Origin of the sequence: Salmonella sp. SG203, from assembly GCF_013350575.1 — a bacterium.
Lineage (GTDB): Bacteria > Pseudomonadota > Gammaproteobacteria > Enterobacterales > Enterobacteriaceae > Salmonella > Salmonella enterica.
In genome coordinates this window covers 1-16,808 of record NZ_SNMT01000033.1, presented here as the reverse complement: position 1 = coordinate 16,808, position 16,808 = coordinate 1, and the positions used below count along the sequence as shown (strand labels likewise).

Sequence of the window (16,808 nt, the reverse complement as noted above, 5' to 3'; positions counted from 1 at the left end):
TATGTTACGTATTGCCGACAAAACGTTTGATTCACATCTGTTCACCGGTACCGGGAAGTTTGCCTCATCGCAACTGATGGTCGAGGCAATTCGCGCCTCCGGCAGCCAGTTGGTGACACTGGCGATGAAGCGCGTGGATTTACGTCAGCACAACGACGCTATCCTGGCGCCGCTGATTGAAGCGGGCGTCACGCTGCTGCCCAATACCTCCGGGGCGAAAACCGCCGAAGAGGCAATCTTCGCCGCCCAACTGGCGCGCGAAGCGCTGGGAACCCACTGGCTGAAATTAGAAATCCATCCGGACGCCCGCTGGCTGCTGCCGGATCCGATCGAAACGCTAAAAGCCGCCGAGGCGCTGGTGAAGCAGGGTTTTGTGGTGCTGCCCTACTGCGGCGCGGATCCGGTGTTGTGCAAGCGGCTGGAAGAGGTCGGCTGCGCGGCGGTGATGCCGCTCGGCGCGCCTATCGGTTCGAATCAGGGGCTGGAAACCAAAGCGATGCTGGAGATTATTATCCAGCAGTCCACCGTGCCGGTGGTGGTTGATGCGGGCATTGGAGTGCCCAGCCATGCGGCGCAGGCGCTGGAAATGGGCGCTGATGCGGTGCTGGTCAACACGGCGATTGCCGTGGCGGACGATCCGGTAATGATGGCAACCGCTTTCCGCCTGGCTGTAGAAGCGGGAGTACTGGCGCGTCAGGCGGTGCCAGGAAGCAAAAGTTCGCAGGCCAGCGCCACCAGCCCGCTCACCGGATTTCTGGAGGCGTTAGCATGAAAACCTTCACCGACCGCTGGCGGCAACTGGACTGGGACGATATTCGCCTGCGCATCAACGGTAAAACCGCCGCCGATGTGGAGCGGGCGCTGAACGCCGCGCATCTTAGCCGGGATGATTTGATGGCACTGCTCTCCCCCGCCGCCGCCGATTATCTGGAACCGATAGCGCAGCGGGCGCAAAGGCTGACCCGACAACGCTTTGGCAACACCGTCAGTTTTTACGTGCCGCTTTATCTCTCAAACCTCTGTGCCAACGACTGCACCTACTGTGGCTTCTCGATGAGCAACCGCATCAAGCGTAAGACGCTGGATGAGGTGGATATTCAAAGGGAGTGCGATGCTATCCGTAAACTGGGCTTTGAGCATCTGTTGCTGGTGACTGGCGAACATCAGGCCAAAGTAGGAATGAACTATTTTCGCCGCCATTTACCGGCTATCCGCCGTCAATTTTCATCATTACAGATGGAAGTCCAGCCCTTGTCGCAAGAAAACTATGCGGAGCTCAAAACGCTGGGGATCGATGGCGTGATGGTTTATCAGGAAACTTACCATGAGGCAATCTATGCACAGCATCACCTGAAGGGAAAGAAACAGGACTTTTTCTGGCGGCTGGAAACGCCGGATCGGTTAGGCCGGGCAGGTATCGACAAAATCGGTCTTGGCGCGCTAATTGGTCTGTCGGACAACTGGCGAGTGGATTGCTATATGGTGGCGGAGCATCTGTTGTGGATGCAGAAACAGTACTGGCAGAGCCGTTACTCCATCTCGTTTCCTCGCCTGCGGCCCTGCGCCGGAGGCGTTGAACCCGCATCGATCATGGACGAGCGGCAGTTGGTACAAACCATTTGCGCGTTTCGTTTACTGGCGCCAGAAATTGAGCTCTCGCTTTCCACCCGCGAATCGCCCTGGTTCCGTGACCATGTGATTCCTCTGGCAATCAACAACGTCAGCGCCTTCTCAAAAACCCAGCCCGGCGGCTACGCTGACGATCATCCGGAACTGGAGCAGTTTTCTCCCCACGATGCCCGTCGGCCTGAAACCGTAGCAAGCGCGTTAAGCGCGCAAGGATTGCAGCCCGTCTGGAAAGACTGGGACAGTTGGCTGGGGCGCGCTTCGCAAACGCGGTGAACCCGTATGTAAACGCATTAATATTTCACGAACGAGTACGTAATGCGAAAAACGGGAGATTGTTATCGACCTCCCGTTTTTTTATGTCCGTTCTGAACAGCACTGCGATTTTAAAGTTGGCTGTAGTAGAGAAAACTGAGCATCAAATATTTTTTCGCCGAAACTTGATAGTTTATGCCAATATTTTATGTATTCAATAGCATGATTATTGCCATTTCCACTACTGCACATGCCTCGCCCATGAACTTTGCGTAAACTGACTGGTATTCATTATAATGTTATCATGCTTAAACTCAATAAAATCGCAAAAAGAATTATAATCTTCATTTAAAGAATAATTAAAATGTTTTCTAATTCCATTACATACACCATCGGAATAGGGATCAGCATCAAATTTAGCATGCATTATTTCCAATCCAGCAAGTAAAGCCGGGTGGTTATTGCGATCAACAGCTATTATCCCGTTCTCCATAGAAGCACGGCCATCTATCCTTTCTACATGAACAGCGATTCCATCCGGAATATATATACCCCCCAATTTTTCCGTGATAATCATATCAGCATCGAGATATATACACCCACTATTTGTTGATAAATCATAACACCCAACCTTATCCGCCTCCAGGAATAACTGACCAGCCTTTAACATAGCCATATTCCTGTAAAAATCAAACCATACATGGCCTTTATCCAGTAAGTAAGATTTAATTAATGAATCATTATCCTCTTGAATATCACTCAATTCTTTTTTCAATAGCTGCAGTAAATGATAATCCCTTTTTTCTTCTGGCATGGACTCTTGCTTAGAAATATTTTCCATATAAATTTCTGATAATTTTTTATCGTACATGCTAAAGTCAATATCATTTCTATATATGACTTTTATGTTTTCATAGTCATACTCAAGTTTTGAAAAAGCATCCTTTTGTCCCGGAAAAAAATCACCATCTACAAAAATACCTATAAGACGTTCTTTTTCAATTGTTGCTGCTTTAATGATATTGTTAAGGTAGGGGTTTTTCTCTGTGTTAATTATAGGTATATCATTTTTCCCAAAGCGAGCAGGATTCCGCTCAAACCACTGGAAAAGAAGAGGGGTTTTCTCATCTAAAAAGCACAAGGGATAATCTTTTCCATTAAAACTTGTAAACTGAATGTCCCTGTCGGTAACAGTTTTAACCAATTCATTTTTTGAAAGCGCGGGAACATATCTATTTAATGGTGGGATCATAACAATTAAATGCTCCATACTTACTTCATTACATATTTTACATGATGATTATTAGCACATGTTTTTTAGCGCTGCAATCGCTGTCAGCTAAAAGATGTTAAACTAAGCATTAACCGATGGATACATAAATATCTTACTAGTGAGCAATTAAATAAATAATTTATTAACTTTATTTTTATTCCAGAAATGGCATCATATTTATAATTCCTGTAATAAGAGCAAACAAAGACCTTAATGGAATTAAATACTCCATTTAATAATTTAAAATATCCCGTGTAAACAATCAATAAAACAGGTTTATCATTTAATGTATGAACAGCAGGCATTTTATAATGGCGAGCCAATAGACTTTAATAACTTAGATTTATGGGATAAATTTAAAGTCACATTTGGACTCAATGTTACAGAAAAAATCAAACCCAATGGTAAAAAATTTCAATTTTGAGTATTGTGGATTCTCTACTTTTATTACGCCGGTTGATGGCGTTGACGGGATTTTAGCAAAGTGGTTCTCAAACAAACATAATGTGATTGTCCCAACGCCTTATACATTCGGTCAAGACCCCATTCCTGGCGTCAATCTTTATCGTAATACAAAAGCAAAATTTGTTATGGCTAACGGCGGTAATAGTCTTCCCTGTGCGATGGCAAAATATAATGAAAAAACTGGACAATTTATTCATATAACCAGTGATAGTGAGTTTTCACCAATAATGCGAGAAACAAGAGTCATGAAAAAATAATTCATTTATTCATTAAATTTATAATTACAGATAAAATCAAGAGCCAGCATGGCATTGAAAAATAAAATACGGCTTTTTTATCCGCGCTGATTTTGACTCGAAGAAGAATAAAGGTGGCGACAATAATAATAAGACAATAAATAAATATAAGTAATGATTTATGGTGAAGTATATATAACGATAGAAACAATAAAAAAGCGGACAAAACGTTTGAAATGGTTATCTTTTTTGTAAATACCAAAAGACTAAACATTAAATAGATTAATGAAATAATCGCTGGCATTTTCTTTCCTTGTAGGCAAGCGACCCGGAATTCGGTATCCAGCATGAAGCTGGTGGAGGGATAAATACCCCTCCACCATTTAACGATTACTCGTTATCAGAACCGCCCAGACCTGCGTTCAGCAGCTCTGCCAGGCTTGCAGATGCATCTTCCGCAGTGACCTGCGGTGTTGCTGGCTGCTCGCCCGCGGCGCGACGGCGCATACGATCCTGGTGGTACGCATAACCGGTACCGGCCGGAATCAGACGACCCACGATAACGTTCTCTTTCAGGCCGCGCAGTTCGTCGCGTTTACCCGCAACGGCTGCTTCGGTCAGGACACGCGTGGTCTCCTGGAACGATGCGGCAGAGATGAACGATTCGGTTGCCAGAGACGCTTTGGTGATACCCAGCAGATCGCGGGAGAAGGTAGCCCCCACTTTGCCATTCGCTTCCAGCTCGCGGTTAGCGATCTTGACGCGAGAGTATTCAACCTGTTCGCCTTCCAGGAAGTCGGAACTACCGGCGCTTTCGATGGTCGCTTTACGCAGCATCTGACGAACGATAACTTCGATGTGTTTATCGTTAATCTTAACGCCCTGCAGACGGTATACATCCTGAACTTCGTTAACAATGTAACGCGTCACAGCATGAACGCCACGCAGACGCAGAATGTCGTGCGGCGCTTCCGGACCGTCGGAAATCACATCACCACGTTCTACACGTTCCCCTTCGAACACGTTGAGCTGACGCCATTTCGGAATCATCTCTTCGTACGGGTCACTACCATCAACCGGCGTGATCACCAGACGACGTTTGCCTTTGGTTTCTTTACCGAAGGAAACGATACCTGCGATTTCAGCAAGGATTGCCGGCTCTTTCGGACGACGCGCTTCGAACAGATCCGCAACGCGCGGCAGACCACCGGTAATATCCTTGGTACCGCCGGATTCCTGCGGAATACGCGCCAGGGTGTCACCAGAACTGATCTGTACGCCATCTTCCAGCTGTACAATCGCTTTACCCGGCAGGAAGTACTGCGCAGGCATATCGGTACCCGGGATCAGAACGTCATTACCCTGAGCATCAACGATTTTCAGCGCCGGACGCAGATCTTTACCACCGGTAGTACGTTCAGCCGAATCCAGAACCACCAGCGAAGACAAACCGGTCAGTTCGTCGGTCTGACGCGTAATGGTCTGACCGTCGATCATGTCAGTGAAGCGGATGAAACCACTCACTTCGGTGATAACCGGCATGGTGTGCGGGTCCCAGTTTGCCACGGTTTCGCCGCCGGCAACCTGCTCGCCATCACCTTTCGCCATGACAGCGCCATAAGGCACTTTATAGCTCTCTTTGGTACGACCGAATTCGTCGATCAGCTTCAGTTCGGTGTTACGGGAAGTGATAACCAGTTTACCGCTGGAGTTCACAACCGACTTCACGTTGCTGAGCTTGATGCTACCTTTGTTCTTAACCTGGATGCTGGATTCAGCAGCCGCACGCGATGCCGCACCACCGATGTGGAACGTACGCATCGTCAGCTGTGTACCCGGTTCACCGATGGACTGTGCCGCGATAACGCCGATAGCTTCACCTTTGTTGATGATGTGGCCACGCGCCAGGTCACGACCATAGCAGTGCGCACATACACCAAAGTCGGTGTCGCAGGATACAACAGAACGCACTTTAACGGCGTCAACGGAGTTTGCTTCCAGCAGGTCACACCACTGTTCGTGCAGCAGCGTGTTGCGTGGAACCAGAATGTCCGCGGTACCCGGTTTCAGCACATCTTCCGCCGTCACACGACCCAGAACGCGGTCACGCAGCGGCTCTTTCACGTCGCCACCCTCGATAACCGGGGTCATCAGGATACCTTCGTGCGTACCACAGTCATCTTCGGTCACTACCAGATCCTGCGCGACGTCAACCAGACGACGGGTCAGATAACCGGAGTTCGCGGTTTTCAGTGCGGTATCCGCCAGACCTTTACGCGCACCGTGCGTGGAGATGAAGTACTGGAGTACGTTCAGACCTTCACGGAAGTTCGCGGTGATTGGCGTTTCGATGATGGAGCCATCCGGCTTCGCCATCAGACCACGCATACCTGCCAGCTGACGAATCTGTGCCGCAGAACCACGCGCACCGGAGTCGGCCATCATATAGATGCTGTTGAAGGAGACCTGCTGCTCTTCCTGGCCGTCACGGTTAATCACGGTTTCGGTTTGCAGGTTATCCATCATCGCTTTGGATACACGATCGTTCGCCGCAGCCCAGATATCGATAACTTTGTTATAGCGTTCGCCAGCGGTTACCAGACCAGACTGGAACTGCTCCTGGATCTCAGCAACTTCAGCTTCCGCCTCAGAGATGATCTCGTGTTTTTTCTCCGGGATGACCATGTCATCAATACCAACGGACGCACCTGAACGCGCTGCATAAGCAAAGCCGGTGTACATCGTCTGGTCCGCAAAAATAACGGTCGGTTTCAGGCCCAGAATACGGTAGCAAGTGTTCAGCATTTTGGAGATCGCTTTCTTGCCCAGCGCCTGGTTGACGATGGAGAAAGGCAGACCTTTCGGTACGATCATCCACAGAATGGCGCGACCAACGGTCGTGTCTTTCAGGCTGGTGTGCGCAACGAATTCGCCGTTTTCATCTTTTTCATATTCAGTGATACGCACTTTAACGCGCGCATGCAGAGAGGCCAGACCTGCGCGATAGATACGCTCAGCTTCTTTCGGGCCAGTCAGCACCATGCCTTCGCCTTTGGCGTTAACACAGTCACGGGTCATGTAGTACAGACCCAGTACCACGTCCTGAGACGGAACGATGATAGGTTCGCCGTTCGCCGGAGACAGGATGTTGTTGGTAGACATCATCAGCGCACGCGCTTCAAGCTGGGCTTCCAGCGTCAGCGGTACGTGAACAGCCATCTGGTCACCATCGAAGTCGGCGTTATATGCCGCACAAACCAGCGGGTGCAGCTGGATAGCTTTACCTTCGATCAGTACCGGTTCAAATGCCTGGATACCCAGACGGTGCAGAGTCGGCGCACGGTTCAGCAGTACCGGGTGTTCGCGGATAACTTCGTCAAGGATATCCCAAACGACAGCTTCTTCACGCTCAACCATTTTCTTCGCGGCTTTGATGGTGGTGGCAAGGCCACGCAGTTCCAGCTTGCCGTAGATGAACGGTTTGAACAGCTCCAGCGCCATTTTCTTCGGCAGACCGCACTGGTGCAGACGCAGGTATGGACCTACGGTGATTACAGAACGACCGGAGTAGTCAACACGCTTACCGAGCAGGTTCTGACGGAAACGACCCTGCTTACCTTTGATCATGTCGGCCAAAGATTTCAGAGGACGCTTGTTAGAACCGGTGATCGCACGACCGCGACGACCGTTATCCAGCAGGGCGTCAACCGCTTCCTGCAGCATACGTTTTTCGTTGCGTACGATGATGTCCGGCGCAGCCAGATCCAGCAGACGTTTCAGACGGTTGTTACGGTTAATGACGCGACGATACAGATCGTTCAGATCTGACGTGGCGAAACGACCACCATCCAGCGGAACCAGCGGACGCAGATCTGGCGGCAGAACCGGCAGAACGGTCAGGATCATCCACTCTGGCTTGTTGCCAGACTGAACGAAGGCTTCCAGCAGTTTGATACGCTTGGTCAGCTTTTTACGCTTGGTTTCGGAGTTGGTTTCGTTCAGCTCTTCGCGCAGAGTTTCACACTCTTGCTCCAGATCCATGCTCTTCAGCAGGGCCTGGATAGCTTCCGCACCCATCTTCGCGTCGAATTCGTCACCGAACTCTTCCAGCGCGTCCAGATACTGCTCTTCAGTCAGGATCTGTTGACGTTCCAGGTTGGTCATACCGCCTTCGATAACCACATAAGATTCGAAGTACAGTACGCGTTCGATATCGCGCAGCGGCATATCGAGCAGCAGACCGATACGGGACGGCAGCGATTTCAGGAACCAGATGTGAGCAGTCGGAGACGCCAGCTCGATGTGGCCCATACGCTCACGGCGTACTTTAGTCTGGGTCACTTCAACGCCGCACTTCTCACAAATAACACCACGGTGTTTCAGGCGCTTGTACTTACCGCACAGGCACTCGTAGTCTTTTACCGGCCCAAAGATACGGGCGCAGAAAAGGCCGTCACGCTCAGGTTTGAACGTACGGTAGTTGATGGTTTCCGGCTTTTTAACTTCACCGAAAGACCATGAACGGATCATGTCTGGCGAAGCCAGAGCAATTTTGATCGCATCAAACTCTTCGGTTTTAGTCTGCGCTTTCAGAAACTTTAATAAATCTTTCACGGATTTGCTCCCGTCGGAGTTAGCACAATCTGGTATCGGGTTTTACCCCGACACCAGTGACCTGTTTGAGCGAGAATTACTCGTCTTCCAGTTCGATGTTGATGCCCAGCGAGCGGATCTCTTTCAACAGAACGTTGAAGGATTCCGGCATACCCGGTTCCATCTGATGGTTGCCGTCTACGATGTTCTTATACATCTTGGTACGACCATTCACGTCATCAGACTTAACGGTGAGCATTTCCTGCAGGGTGTAGGCGGCGCCGTAAGCTTCCAGCGCCCACACTTCCATCTCCCCGAAGCGCTGACCACCGAACTGCGCCTTACCACCCAGCGGCTGCTGAGTAACCAGGCTGTAAGAACCGGTAGAACGCGCATGCATCTTGTCATCAACCAGGTGGTTCAGTTTCAGCATGTACATGTAACCGACGGTTACCGGACGTTCGAACTGTTCACCCGTACGGCCATCGAACAGGGTGATCTGACCGGATGTCGGCAGGTCGCCCAGTTTCAGCAGCTCTTTGATTTCCGCTTCTTTCGCACCGTCGAACACTGGTGTGGCAATCGGCATACCTTTGCGCAGGTTTTCTGCCAGACGCAGCACTTCATCATCGCTGAAGGTGCTCAGGTCGACTTTCTGACGAACGTCGGCGCCCAGATCGTAGGCACGCTGGATGAATTCGCGCAGTTTGGCGACTTCCTGCTGCTGTTTCAGCATGGCGTTAATCTTGTCGCCAATACCTTTCGCAGCCATACCCAGGTGGGTTTCCAGAATCTGACCGATGTTCATACGAGACGGTACGCCCAGCGGGTTCAGTACGATGTCGACCGGCGTGCCGTTTTCATCGTAAGGCATGTCTTCGATCGGGTTGATCTTAGAGATAACACCCTTGTTACCGTGACGACCTGCCATCTTATCACCCGGCTGGATACGGCGTTTAACGGCCAGATAGACCTTCACGATCTTCAGCACGCCCGGCGCCAGATCGTCGCCCTGGGTGATTTTACGGCGCTTCGCTTCAAGTTTTTTCTCGAACTCGTGTTTCAGTTCGTCATACTGCTCAGCCAGTTGTTCCAGCTGATTTTGTTTCTCTTCGTCGGTCAGACCGAGTTCCAGCCAGCGGTCGCGCGGCAGTTTGTCGAGCTTCTCAGCTTCAACGCCGCCGGACACCAGTACCGCACGGATACGGCTAAACAGGCCCGCTTCAAGGATCTGCAGTTCTTCAGACAGGTCTTTTTTCGCCTGCTTGAGCTGCATCTCTTCGATTTCCAGAGCACGTTTGTCTTTTTCTACGCCATCGCGAGTAAAGACCTGAACGTCGATAACCGTACCGGAGACACCGTTAGGTACGCGCAGAGAAGAGTCTTTAACGTCAGACGCTTTCTCACCGAAGATCGCACGCAGCAGTTTCTCTTCCGGCGTCAGCTGGGTTTCACCTTTCGGCGTCACCTTACCGACCAGAATGTCGCCGCCGGTTACTTCCGCGCCGATGTAAACGATACCGGATTCATCCAGTTTGGAGAGCGCAGCTTCACCCACGTTCGGGATGTCAGCGGTGATCTCTTCCGGCCCCAGCTTGGTGTCACGGGACACGCACGCCAGTTCCTGAATGTGGATGGTGGTGAAACGGTCTTCCTGGACAACACGCTCGGAAACGAGGATGGAGTCTTCGAAGTTGTAGCCGTTCCACGGCATGAACGCCACGCGCATGTTCTGACCGAGCGCCAGTTCACCGAGGTCGGTGGACGGACCGTCTGCCAGCACGTCGCCGCGCTCAACCGGCTCGCCCAGAGACACACATGGCATCTGGTTGATACAGGTGTTCTGGTTAGAACGGGTGTATTTGGTCAGGTTATAGATGTCGATACCTGCTTCACCCGGGTACATCTCGTCTTCGTTAACTTTGATAACGATACGGGACGCATCCACGTACTGAACAGTACCGCCACGTTTAGCTACTGCAGTAACACCGGAGTCGACGGCGACAGCACGTTCCATACCGGTACCCACCAGCGGCTTGTCAGCGCGCAGAGTCGGAACCGCCTGACGTTGCATGTTCGCACCCATCAATGCACGGTTGGCGTCATCGTGTTCCAGGAACGGGATCAGGGACGCACCGACGGAGACCACCTGCTGGGTGGAAACGTCCATGTAGTCAACCTGGTCGCGGCTGAACAAGCTGGATTCGCCTTTGCTACGGCAGGTCACCAGATCTTCTACAAAGTGGCCTTCGTCATCCAGGTTGGAGTTCGCCTGAGCGATAACGTAGTTGCCTTCTTCGATAGCAGACAGGTAATGAATTTCGTCAGTGACCACGCCATCAACCACACGACGGTACGGCGTCTCAAGGAAGCCATATTCGTTAGTCTGTGCGTACACGGACAGGGAGTTGATCAGACCGATGTTCGGACCTTCCGGCGTTTCGATTGGACATACGCGACCGTAGTGCGTCGGGTGTACGTCTCGAACTTCGAAGCCTGCGCGTTCGCGGGTCAGACCGCCTGGGCCGAGTGCGGAGATACGACGTTTGTGCGTAATCTCAGACAGCGGGTTGTTCTGGTCCATAAACTGAGACAGCTGGCTGGAACCAAAGAACTCTTTCACTGCGGCGGAAATCGGCTTGGCGTTGATCATATCCTGAGGCATCAGGGTATCCAGATCGCCCAGAGACAGACGCTCTTTCACCGCACGCTCTACACGCACCAGGCCAACGCGGAACTGGTTTTCCGCCATTTCGCCGACGGAACGGATACGACGGTTGCCGAGGTGGTCGATATCATCCACTTCGCCTTTACCGTTACGGATATCGATGAGCTTCTTCATGACATCAATGATGTCGTCTTTGCTCAGGATACCGGAACCTTCGATTTCGTCGCGCAGCAGAGAACGGTTGAACTTCATACGACCCACCGCAGACAGGTCATAGCGGTCTTCGGAGAAGAACAGGTTCTCGAACAGGCTTTCAGCCGCTTCACGAGTCGGCGGCTCACCAGGGCGCATCATGCGGTAGATTTCTACCAGCGCGCTCAGACGATCGTTAGTTGGGTCGACGCGTACCGTTTCAGAAATGTACGGGCCGTGGTCCAGATCGTTGGTAAACAGCGTTTCGATACGTTTGTGGCCGGACTGGCTCAGCTTAGCCAGCAGATCCAGGCTCAGCTCCATGTTCGCCGCGCAGATCAGCTCGCCAGTGGATTCGTCAACGTAGTCTTTAGAGACGACTTTACCTGCGATGTACTCAACCGGAACTTCGATATGCTTGATATCGTCTTTTTCCAGCTGACGGATGTGACGCGCGGTAATGCGACGGCCTTTTTCAACGTACACTTTGCCGTTAGCTTCGATATCGAACGACGCGGTTTCGCCGCGCAGACGTTCTGGAATCAGCTCCATCTGCAGCTTGTTGTCGCGAATTTCGAAGACGACTTTCTCAAAGAACAAGTCAAGGATCTGCTCAGTGGTGTAGTTCAGCGCACGCAGGATGATGGTCGCAGGCAGTTTACGGCGACGGTCGATACGTACGAACAGGTTGTCCTTCGGATCGAATTCGAAGTCCAGCCAGGAACCACGGTAAGGAATGATGCGCGCGTTATACAGCACTTTACCCGAAGAGTGGGTTTTACCTTTGTCGGAGTCAAAGAAGACGCCAGGACTACGGTGCAGCTGAGAAACGATAACACGCTCAGTACCGTTGATAACAAAGGTACCGTTGTCGGTCATGAGCGGAATTTCGCCCATGTAGACTTCTTGTTCTTTAATGTCTTTTACGGTGCCTTCCGGCGCTTCGCGCTCGTAGATCACCAGACGCAGTTTTACGCGCAGCGGTGCGGAATAGGTCACGCCACGGATCTGACATTCCTGAACGTCAAACACCGGTTCGCCAAGGCGGTAGCTGACGTACTGCAGCTCGGAATTACCGCTGTAGCTCTGAATCGGGAACACGGAACGGAAGGCTGCTTCCAGGCCGTACTGCCCTTCAGGATCTTGCTCGATAAACTTCTGAAACGAGTCAAGCTGGATAGAAAGGAGATAAGGTACATCCAGAACTTGTGGACGTTTACCAAAATCCTTACGAATACGTTTTTTCTCGGTATAGGAGTAAACCATAGGGTTCCTCAGCTCGCTGACAAGTCGACCCATCTGTCCTGCGGGGGACAGTTTGTGCAACACTATTTTGTTGACCGGAAAATGGATACTTTCCGCAATGCCTGTTGCTATCACGCTTAAACCATTTCATTGCGATTTACACAGAACGTACGCTCTGTCGCAGTATATTAAGTCGTCGATAGAAACAAGCATTGAAAGGCACAGCAGTAGTCAAACAGTGTGAAACGCTACTGGCGCCTTACAGCGCAAAAAGGCTGGTGACTAAAAAGTCACCAGCCATCAGCCTGATTTCTCAGGCTGCAACCGGAAGGGTTGGCTTATTTAACTTCAACTTCAGCGCCAGCTTCTTCCAGAGATTTTTTCAGTGCTTCAGCGTCATCTTTGCTCACGCCTTCTTTCAGAGCGGCCGGAGCAGATTCTACCAGGTCTTTAGCTTCTTTCAGACCCAGGCCAGTTGCGCCACGTACTGCTTTGATAACAGCAACTTTGTTAGCGCCAGCAGCTTTCAGAATTACGTCGAATTCAGTTTTTTCTTCAGCAGCTTCAGCCGGGCCAGCAGCTACAGCTACAGCAGCAGCAGCGGAAACACCGAATTTTTCTTCCATTGCAGAAATCAGTTCTACAACGTCCATTACGGACATAGCGGATACTGCTTCAATGATTTGATCTTTAGTGATAGACATTTAAATTGTTCCTGAATATCAGAATAAGTTTATACGTAAGCAAATGCTTGATAAAGACAACTGCGATTACGCAGCTTCTTTTGCATCGCGTACAGCAGCCAGTGTGCGAACCAGTTTGCCAGCCGAAGCTTCTTTCATGGTTGCCATCAGGCGTGCAATTGCTTCTTCGTAGGTCGGCAGAGTTGCCAGGCGGTCGATCTGAGACGCCGGGATCAGCTCACCTTCAAAGGCTGCAGCTTTGACCTCAAATTTTGCATTCGCTTTCGCGAACTCTTTGAACAGACGAGCAGCAGCGCCCGGGTGTTCCATAGAGTATGCAATCAGGGTCGGACCAACAAACGTGTCTTTCAGGCACTCGAACTGAGTACCTTCAACGACGCGGCGCAGCAGGGTGTTACGAACAACACGCATGTATACGCCAGCTTCACGACCTGCTTTACGCAGTTCAGTCATTTTATCTACAGTTACGCCACGGGAATCCGCAACTACTGCAGACAGCGCGCCTTTGGCTACTTCGCTGACTTCAGCAACAATCGCTTGTTTGTCTTGAAGATTTAAAGCCATTAGCTTTGCTCCTGGATGTTTGCCGGAACTCATGTTCCGGAACTCACTTCACTCATCTCAACGAGAAGAGCGTCTTAATACGGTGAGCAGAAACAAGCCAGAGTATCAAAAATAATCTTAGCGTTCTGTCACCGTCTACGCAGGGGATTAAGCCTCTTGCGAGACGCCTGCGGTCTTCGACGGAGGCCTGGATAGGCCAGGCTCCAACGAACAAATCTTGTCTATCCGTCGCTATTCAGCTTGTGGCGGCGTTGGCTTCCTTCGTTCGCACCAGTCACATAGTTAGCTATGCTCCTGGCGACTCACTCACTTGCCGCCTTGCCACAACCCGAATATCTCGGATATACGTCTGCAATTAGCAGAATACGTGGGGGTAAGATTGTAGACAAAATCACCGCCCACGTAAAGACTAATCTTAGTTCGCAGATGCGCTCAGACCAGCCTGATCAACGGCAACGCCAGCACCCATGGTGGTGGAGATGCTAACTTTCTTGATGTACACGCCTTTCGCCTGGCTCGGTTTTGCTTTTTTCAGCGCAACCAGCAGAGCTTCCAGGTTTTCTTTCAGTTTGTCAGCGTCAAAGTCCACTTTACCGATGGTGGTGTGGATGATGCCGTTTTTGTCGTTACGGTAACGAACCTGACCTGCTTTAGCGTTCTTAACCGCTTCAGCAACGTTCGGAGTTACGGTACCGACTTTCGGGTTTGGCATCAGGCCGCGCGGACCCAGAACCTGGCCCAGCTGGCCAACAACGCGCATTGCATCCGGGGATGCGATAACAACGTCGAAGTTCATTTCGCCTTTCTTGATCTGGTCAGCCAGATCTTCCATACCTACCAGCTCAGCGCCAGCAGCTTTAGCTGCTTCAGCGTTCGGGCCCTGGGTAAATACGGCAACGCGAACAGAACGGCCAGTACCGTGCGGCAGTACAGTCGCGCCACGAACGTTCTGGTCAGATTTACGAGCGTCGATGCCGAGGTTAACGGCAACGTCAACGCTTTCGTTGAATTTAGCAGTGGCCAGCTCTTTCAGCAGGGCAATAGCTTCGTTGATGTCGTACTGTTTGGTCGCATCAACTTTTTCACGGATCACGCGCATACGCTTGGTCAGTTTAGCCATTTCTTAGTCCTCCACTACCAGGCCCATGGAACGTGCAGTACCTTCGATGGAGCGAGTCATCGCTTCAATGTCGGCACCGGTCATGTCGGCAGCTTTGGTCTGCGCGATTTCCTGCAGCTGAGCGCGGGAAATTTTACCTACTTTGTCTTTGTTCGGCTTGCCGGAACCAGACTTGATACCAGCCGCTTTTTTCAGCAGAACAGCTGCCGGAGGCGTTTTGGTAACGAAGGTGAAAGAACGGTCAGCGTAAACGGTAATAACAACCGGAATCGGCAGACCTTTTTCGATGGAATCCGTTTTTGCGTTGAACGCTTTGCAGAATTCCATGATGTTCACACCCTGCTGACCCAGTGCTGGACCAACCGGCGGACTCGGGTTCGCCATACCAGCTGCAACCTGCAGCTTGACGTAGGCTTGTACTTTCTTAGCCATTCTAAATTCCTCGAATTGGGTAGTATCGCTTCAAAGAAGCTCCCCGTGATAAATATCGCTTTATGGGCATAAGGCCCATAAAAACAAAAGGCGCGAAATTGTATGTCAATTTCGCGCCCTATGCAACGATTAGATCGCTGCTTTTTTGATCGCAGCCTTACGCTTTCTCAACCTGGCTGAAGTCCAGCTCTACCGGGGTCGCACGACCGAAGATAGAAACAGACACTTTCAGGCGAGACTTCTCATAATCAACTTCTTCGACAACGCCGTTAAAGTCTGCGAACGGACCGTCGTTAACACGAACCATTTCACCCGGTTCAAACAGAGTTTTCGGCCGCGGCTTATCGCCAACCTGCTGCAGGCGGTTCATGATCGCATCGACTTCTTTGTCGCTGATCGGCGCCGGACGGTCAGAGGTACCGCCGATAAAGCCCATCACACGCGGCACGCTGCGCACCAGGTGCCAGCTTGCGTCGTTCATGACCATCTGGACCAGAACGTAACCCGGGAAGAATTTGCGTTCGCTTTTGCGACGCTGGCCGCCACGGATCTCAACGACTTCTTCAGTCGGCACCATGACTTCGCCAAACAGCTCTTCCATATTGTGTAATTTGATATGCTCGCGCAGCGATGTGGCTACGCGGCCTTCAAAACCGGAAAACGCCTGAACGACGTACCAGCGCTTTTTAGGTGCTTCAGACATCTCAGAACCTCAGGCCAGTGATAAAGGATACCAGGCGAACCAGAATACCATCCAGTCCCCACAGGATCAGTGACATAACTGCGGTAACCGCAGCGACGATCAGCGTGGTGTGCAGCGTTTCCTGGCGAGTCGGCCAAATGACCTTACGGACTTCGGTTCTCGCTTCACGGGCAAAAGCAACGGTTGCTTTACCTTTTGTCGTCAACAGCGCGACACCACCCGCTGCAGCAATCAGAATTACTACGGCCAGCGCACGCAGCGGCAGCATCATGTCGCGATAGAGGTAGTTGCCGACGATTGCGACGATCAGCAATATGGCAACAACTATCCACTTCATCGCTTCCAGGCCGCGCCCGCTCCCTTGAGCTTCGGTATTCGCACTCATAAACCAACCTGTCAGAAGTATTCTACAAACATTTTCACCCCGCAATCGCGAGGCAATCCAAATCGAAACGCTTATTCGCCTTTCGGATTATACGCCCTCTACAGAGCCTGTCTCAGCAATGATTATGACAAATAAAATCACTGATGAGCCAGGTTCTGGTGTGAAAGCGTGCAAAAAGGGCATCAAATGATGCCCTTTTATTGCGCATTGCGTCAAATGTTATCAGCGATTAGCCGAGAACTTTAGCAACAACGCCCGCGCCAACGGTACGGCCGCCTTCACGGATTGCGAAACGCAGACCGTCGTCCATCGCGATCGGGTGGATCAGGGTAACAACCATTTTGATG

At 51.0% G+C, this 16,808-nt stretch carries 14 protein-coding genes; 3 read left to right on the top strand and 11 right to left on the bottom strand.

Annotation, left to right across the window (positions count from 1 at the left end):
- Position 1: 1 nt before the first annotated feature.
- Positions 2-772: a thiazole synthase gene (gene thiG / locus HV477_RS25375; RefSeq protein WP_023208402.1), complete on the top strand. Its 771-nt coding sequence runs from the start codon at positions 2-4 to the stop codon at positions 770-772.
- Positions 769-1,902 carry a 2-iminoacetate synthase ThiH gene (gene thiH / locus HV477_RS25370; RefSeq protein WP_079898846.1) on the top strand — a complete coding sequence of 378 codons (1,134 nt, stop codon included), beginning with the start codon at positions 769-771 and terminating at the stop codon, positions 1,900-1,902. Before thiG ends, thiH begins: the two co-directional genes overlap by 4 nt.
- A gap of 220 nt (positions 1,903-2,122) precedes the next feature.
- Here the strand turns inward: thiH and HV477_RS25365 are convergent, their stop codons facing one another.
- Positions 2,123-3,151 carry a type III secretion system effector arginine glycosyltransferase SseK1 gene (locus HV477_RS25365; RefSeq protein WP_131535502.1) on the bottom strand — a complete coding sequence of 343 codons (1,029 nt, stop codon included), beginning with the start codon at positions 3,149-3,151 and terminating at the stop codon, positions 2,123-2,125.
- A 380-nt stretch (positions 3,152-3,531) separates the two neighbouring features.
- Between HV477_RS25365 and HV477_RS25360 the strand changes: the two genes are divergently transcribed.
- The gene (locus HV477_RS25360; protein WP_175065522.1) at positions 3,532-3,876 is read left to right on the top strand and encodes a cytoplasmic protein; all 345 of its coding nucleotides are present in this window, start codon (positions 3,532-3,534) and stop codon (positions 3,874-3,876) included.
- Position 3,877: 1 nt separating this feature from the next.
- Here the strand turns inward: HV477_RS25360 and HV477_RS25355 are convergent, their stop codons facing one another.
- The 10 genes from HV477_RS25355 to HV477_RS25310 form a co-directional block, all read right to left on the bottom strand.
- Positions 3,878-4,204, bottom strand: coding sequence for a hypothetical protein (locus HV477_RS25355; protein WP_079898848.1), 327 nt, complete (start codon positions 4,202-4,204; stop codon positions 3,878-3,880).
- Positions 4,205-4,245: 41 nt separating this feature from the next.
- The gene (gene rpoC / locus HV477_RS25350; protein ID WP_000653965.1) at positions 4,246-8,469 is read right to left on the bottom strand and encodes a DNA-directed RNA polymerase subunit beta'; all 4,224 of its coding nucleotides are present in this window, start codon (positions 8,467-8,469) and stop codon (positions 4,246-4,248) included.
- A gap of 76 nt (positions 8,470-8,545) precedes the next feature.
- A complete protein-coding gene (rpoB, locus tag HV477_RS25345; RefSeq protein WP_000263105.1) occupies positions 8,546-12,574 on the bottom strand; it encodes a DNA-directed RNA polymerase subunit beta in 4,029 nt (1,342 codons plus the stop codon).
- Between the two features lie 317 nt (positions 12,575-12,891).
- Positions 12,892-13,257 carry a 50S ribosomal protein L7/L12 gene (rplL, locus tag HV477_RS25340; RefSeq protein ID WP_000028882.1) on the bottom strand — a complete coding sequence of 122 codons (366 nt, stop codon included), beginning with the start codon at positions 13,255-13,257 and terminating at the stop codon, positions 12,892-12,894.
- A gap of 66 nt (positions 13,258-13,323) precedes the next feature.
- Positions 13,324-13,821 carry a 50S ribosomal protein L10 gene (rplJ, locus tag HV477_RS25335; protein ID WP_001207203.1) on the bottom strand — a complete coding sequence of 166 codons (498 nt, stop codon included), beginning with the start codon at positions 13,819-13,821 and terminating at the stop codon, positions 13,324-13,326.
- Between the two features lie 415 nt (positions 13,822-14,236).
- Positions 14,237-14,941 carry a 50S ribosomal protein L1 gene (gene rplA, locus HV477_RS25330; RefSeq protein ID WP_001096676.1) on the bottom strand — a complete coding sequence of 235 codons (705 nt, stop codon included), beginning with the start codon at positions 14,939-14,941 and terminating at the stop codon, positions 14,237-14,239.
- A gap of 3 nt (positions 14,942-14,944) precedes the next feature.
- Complete coding sequence (gene rplK, locus HV477_RS25325; protein WP_001085926.1) at positions 14,945-15,373, bottom strand: 50S ribosomal protein L11; 429 nt, start codon at positions 15,371-15,373, stop codon at positions 14,945-14,947.
- Between the two features lie 157 nt (positions 15,374-15,530).
- Positions 15,531-16,076 carry a transcription termination/antitermination protein NusG gene (gene nusG / locus HV477_RS25320; protein ID WP_001287521.1) on the bottom strand — a complete coding sequence of 182 codons (546 nt, stop codon included), beginning with the start codon at positions 16,074-16,076 and terminating at the stop codon, positions 15,531-15,533.
- A 1-nt stretch (position 16,077) separates the two neighbouring features.
- Positions 16,078-16,461, bottom strand: a complete 384-nt coding sequence (gene secE, locus HV477_RS25315) for a preprotein translocase subunit SecE (RefSeq protein ID WP_001275691.1) — start codon at positions 16,459-16,461, stop codon at positions 16,078-16,080.
- Positions 16,462-16,690: 229 nt separating this feature from the next.
- Positions 16,691-16,808: elongation factor Tu (locus tag HV477_RS25310; protein WP_000531011.1), on the bottom strand; the 118-nt coding region annotated here is incomplete at its 5' end.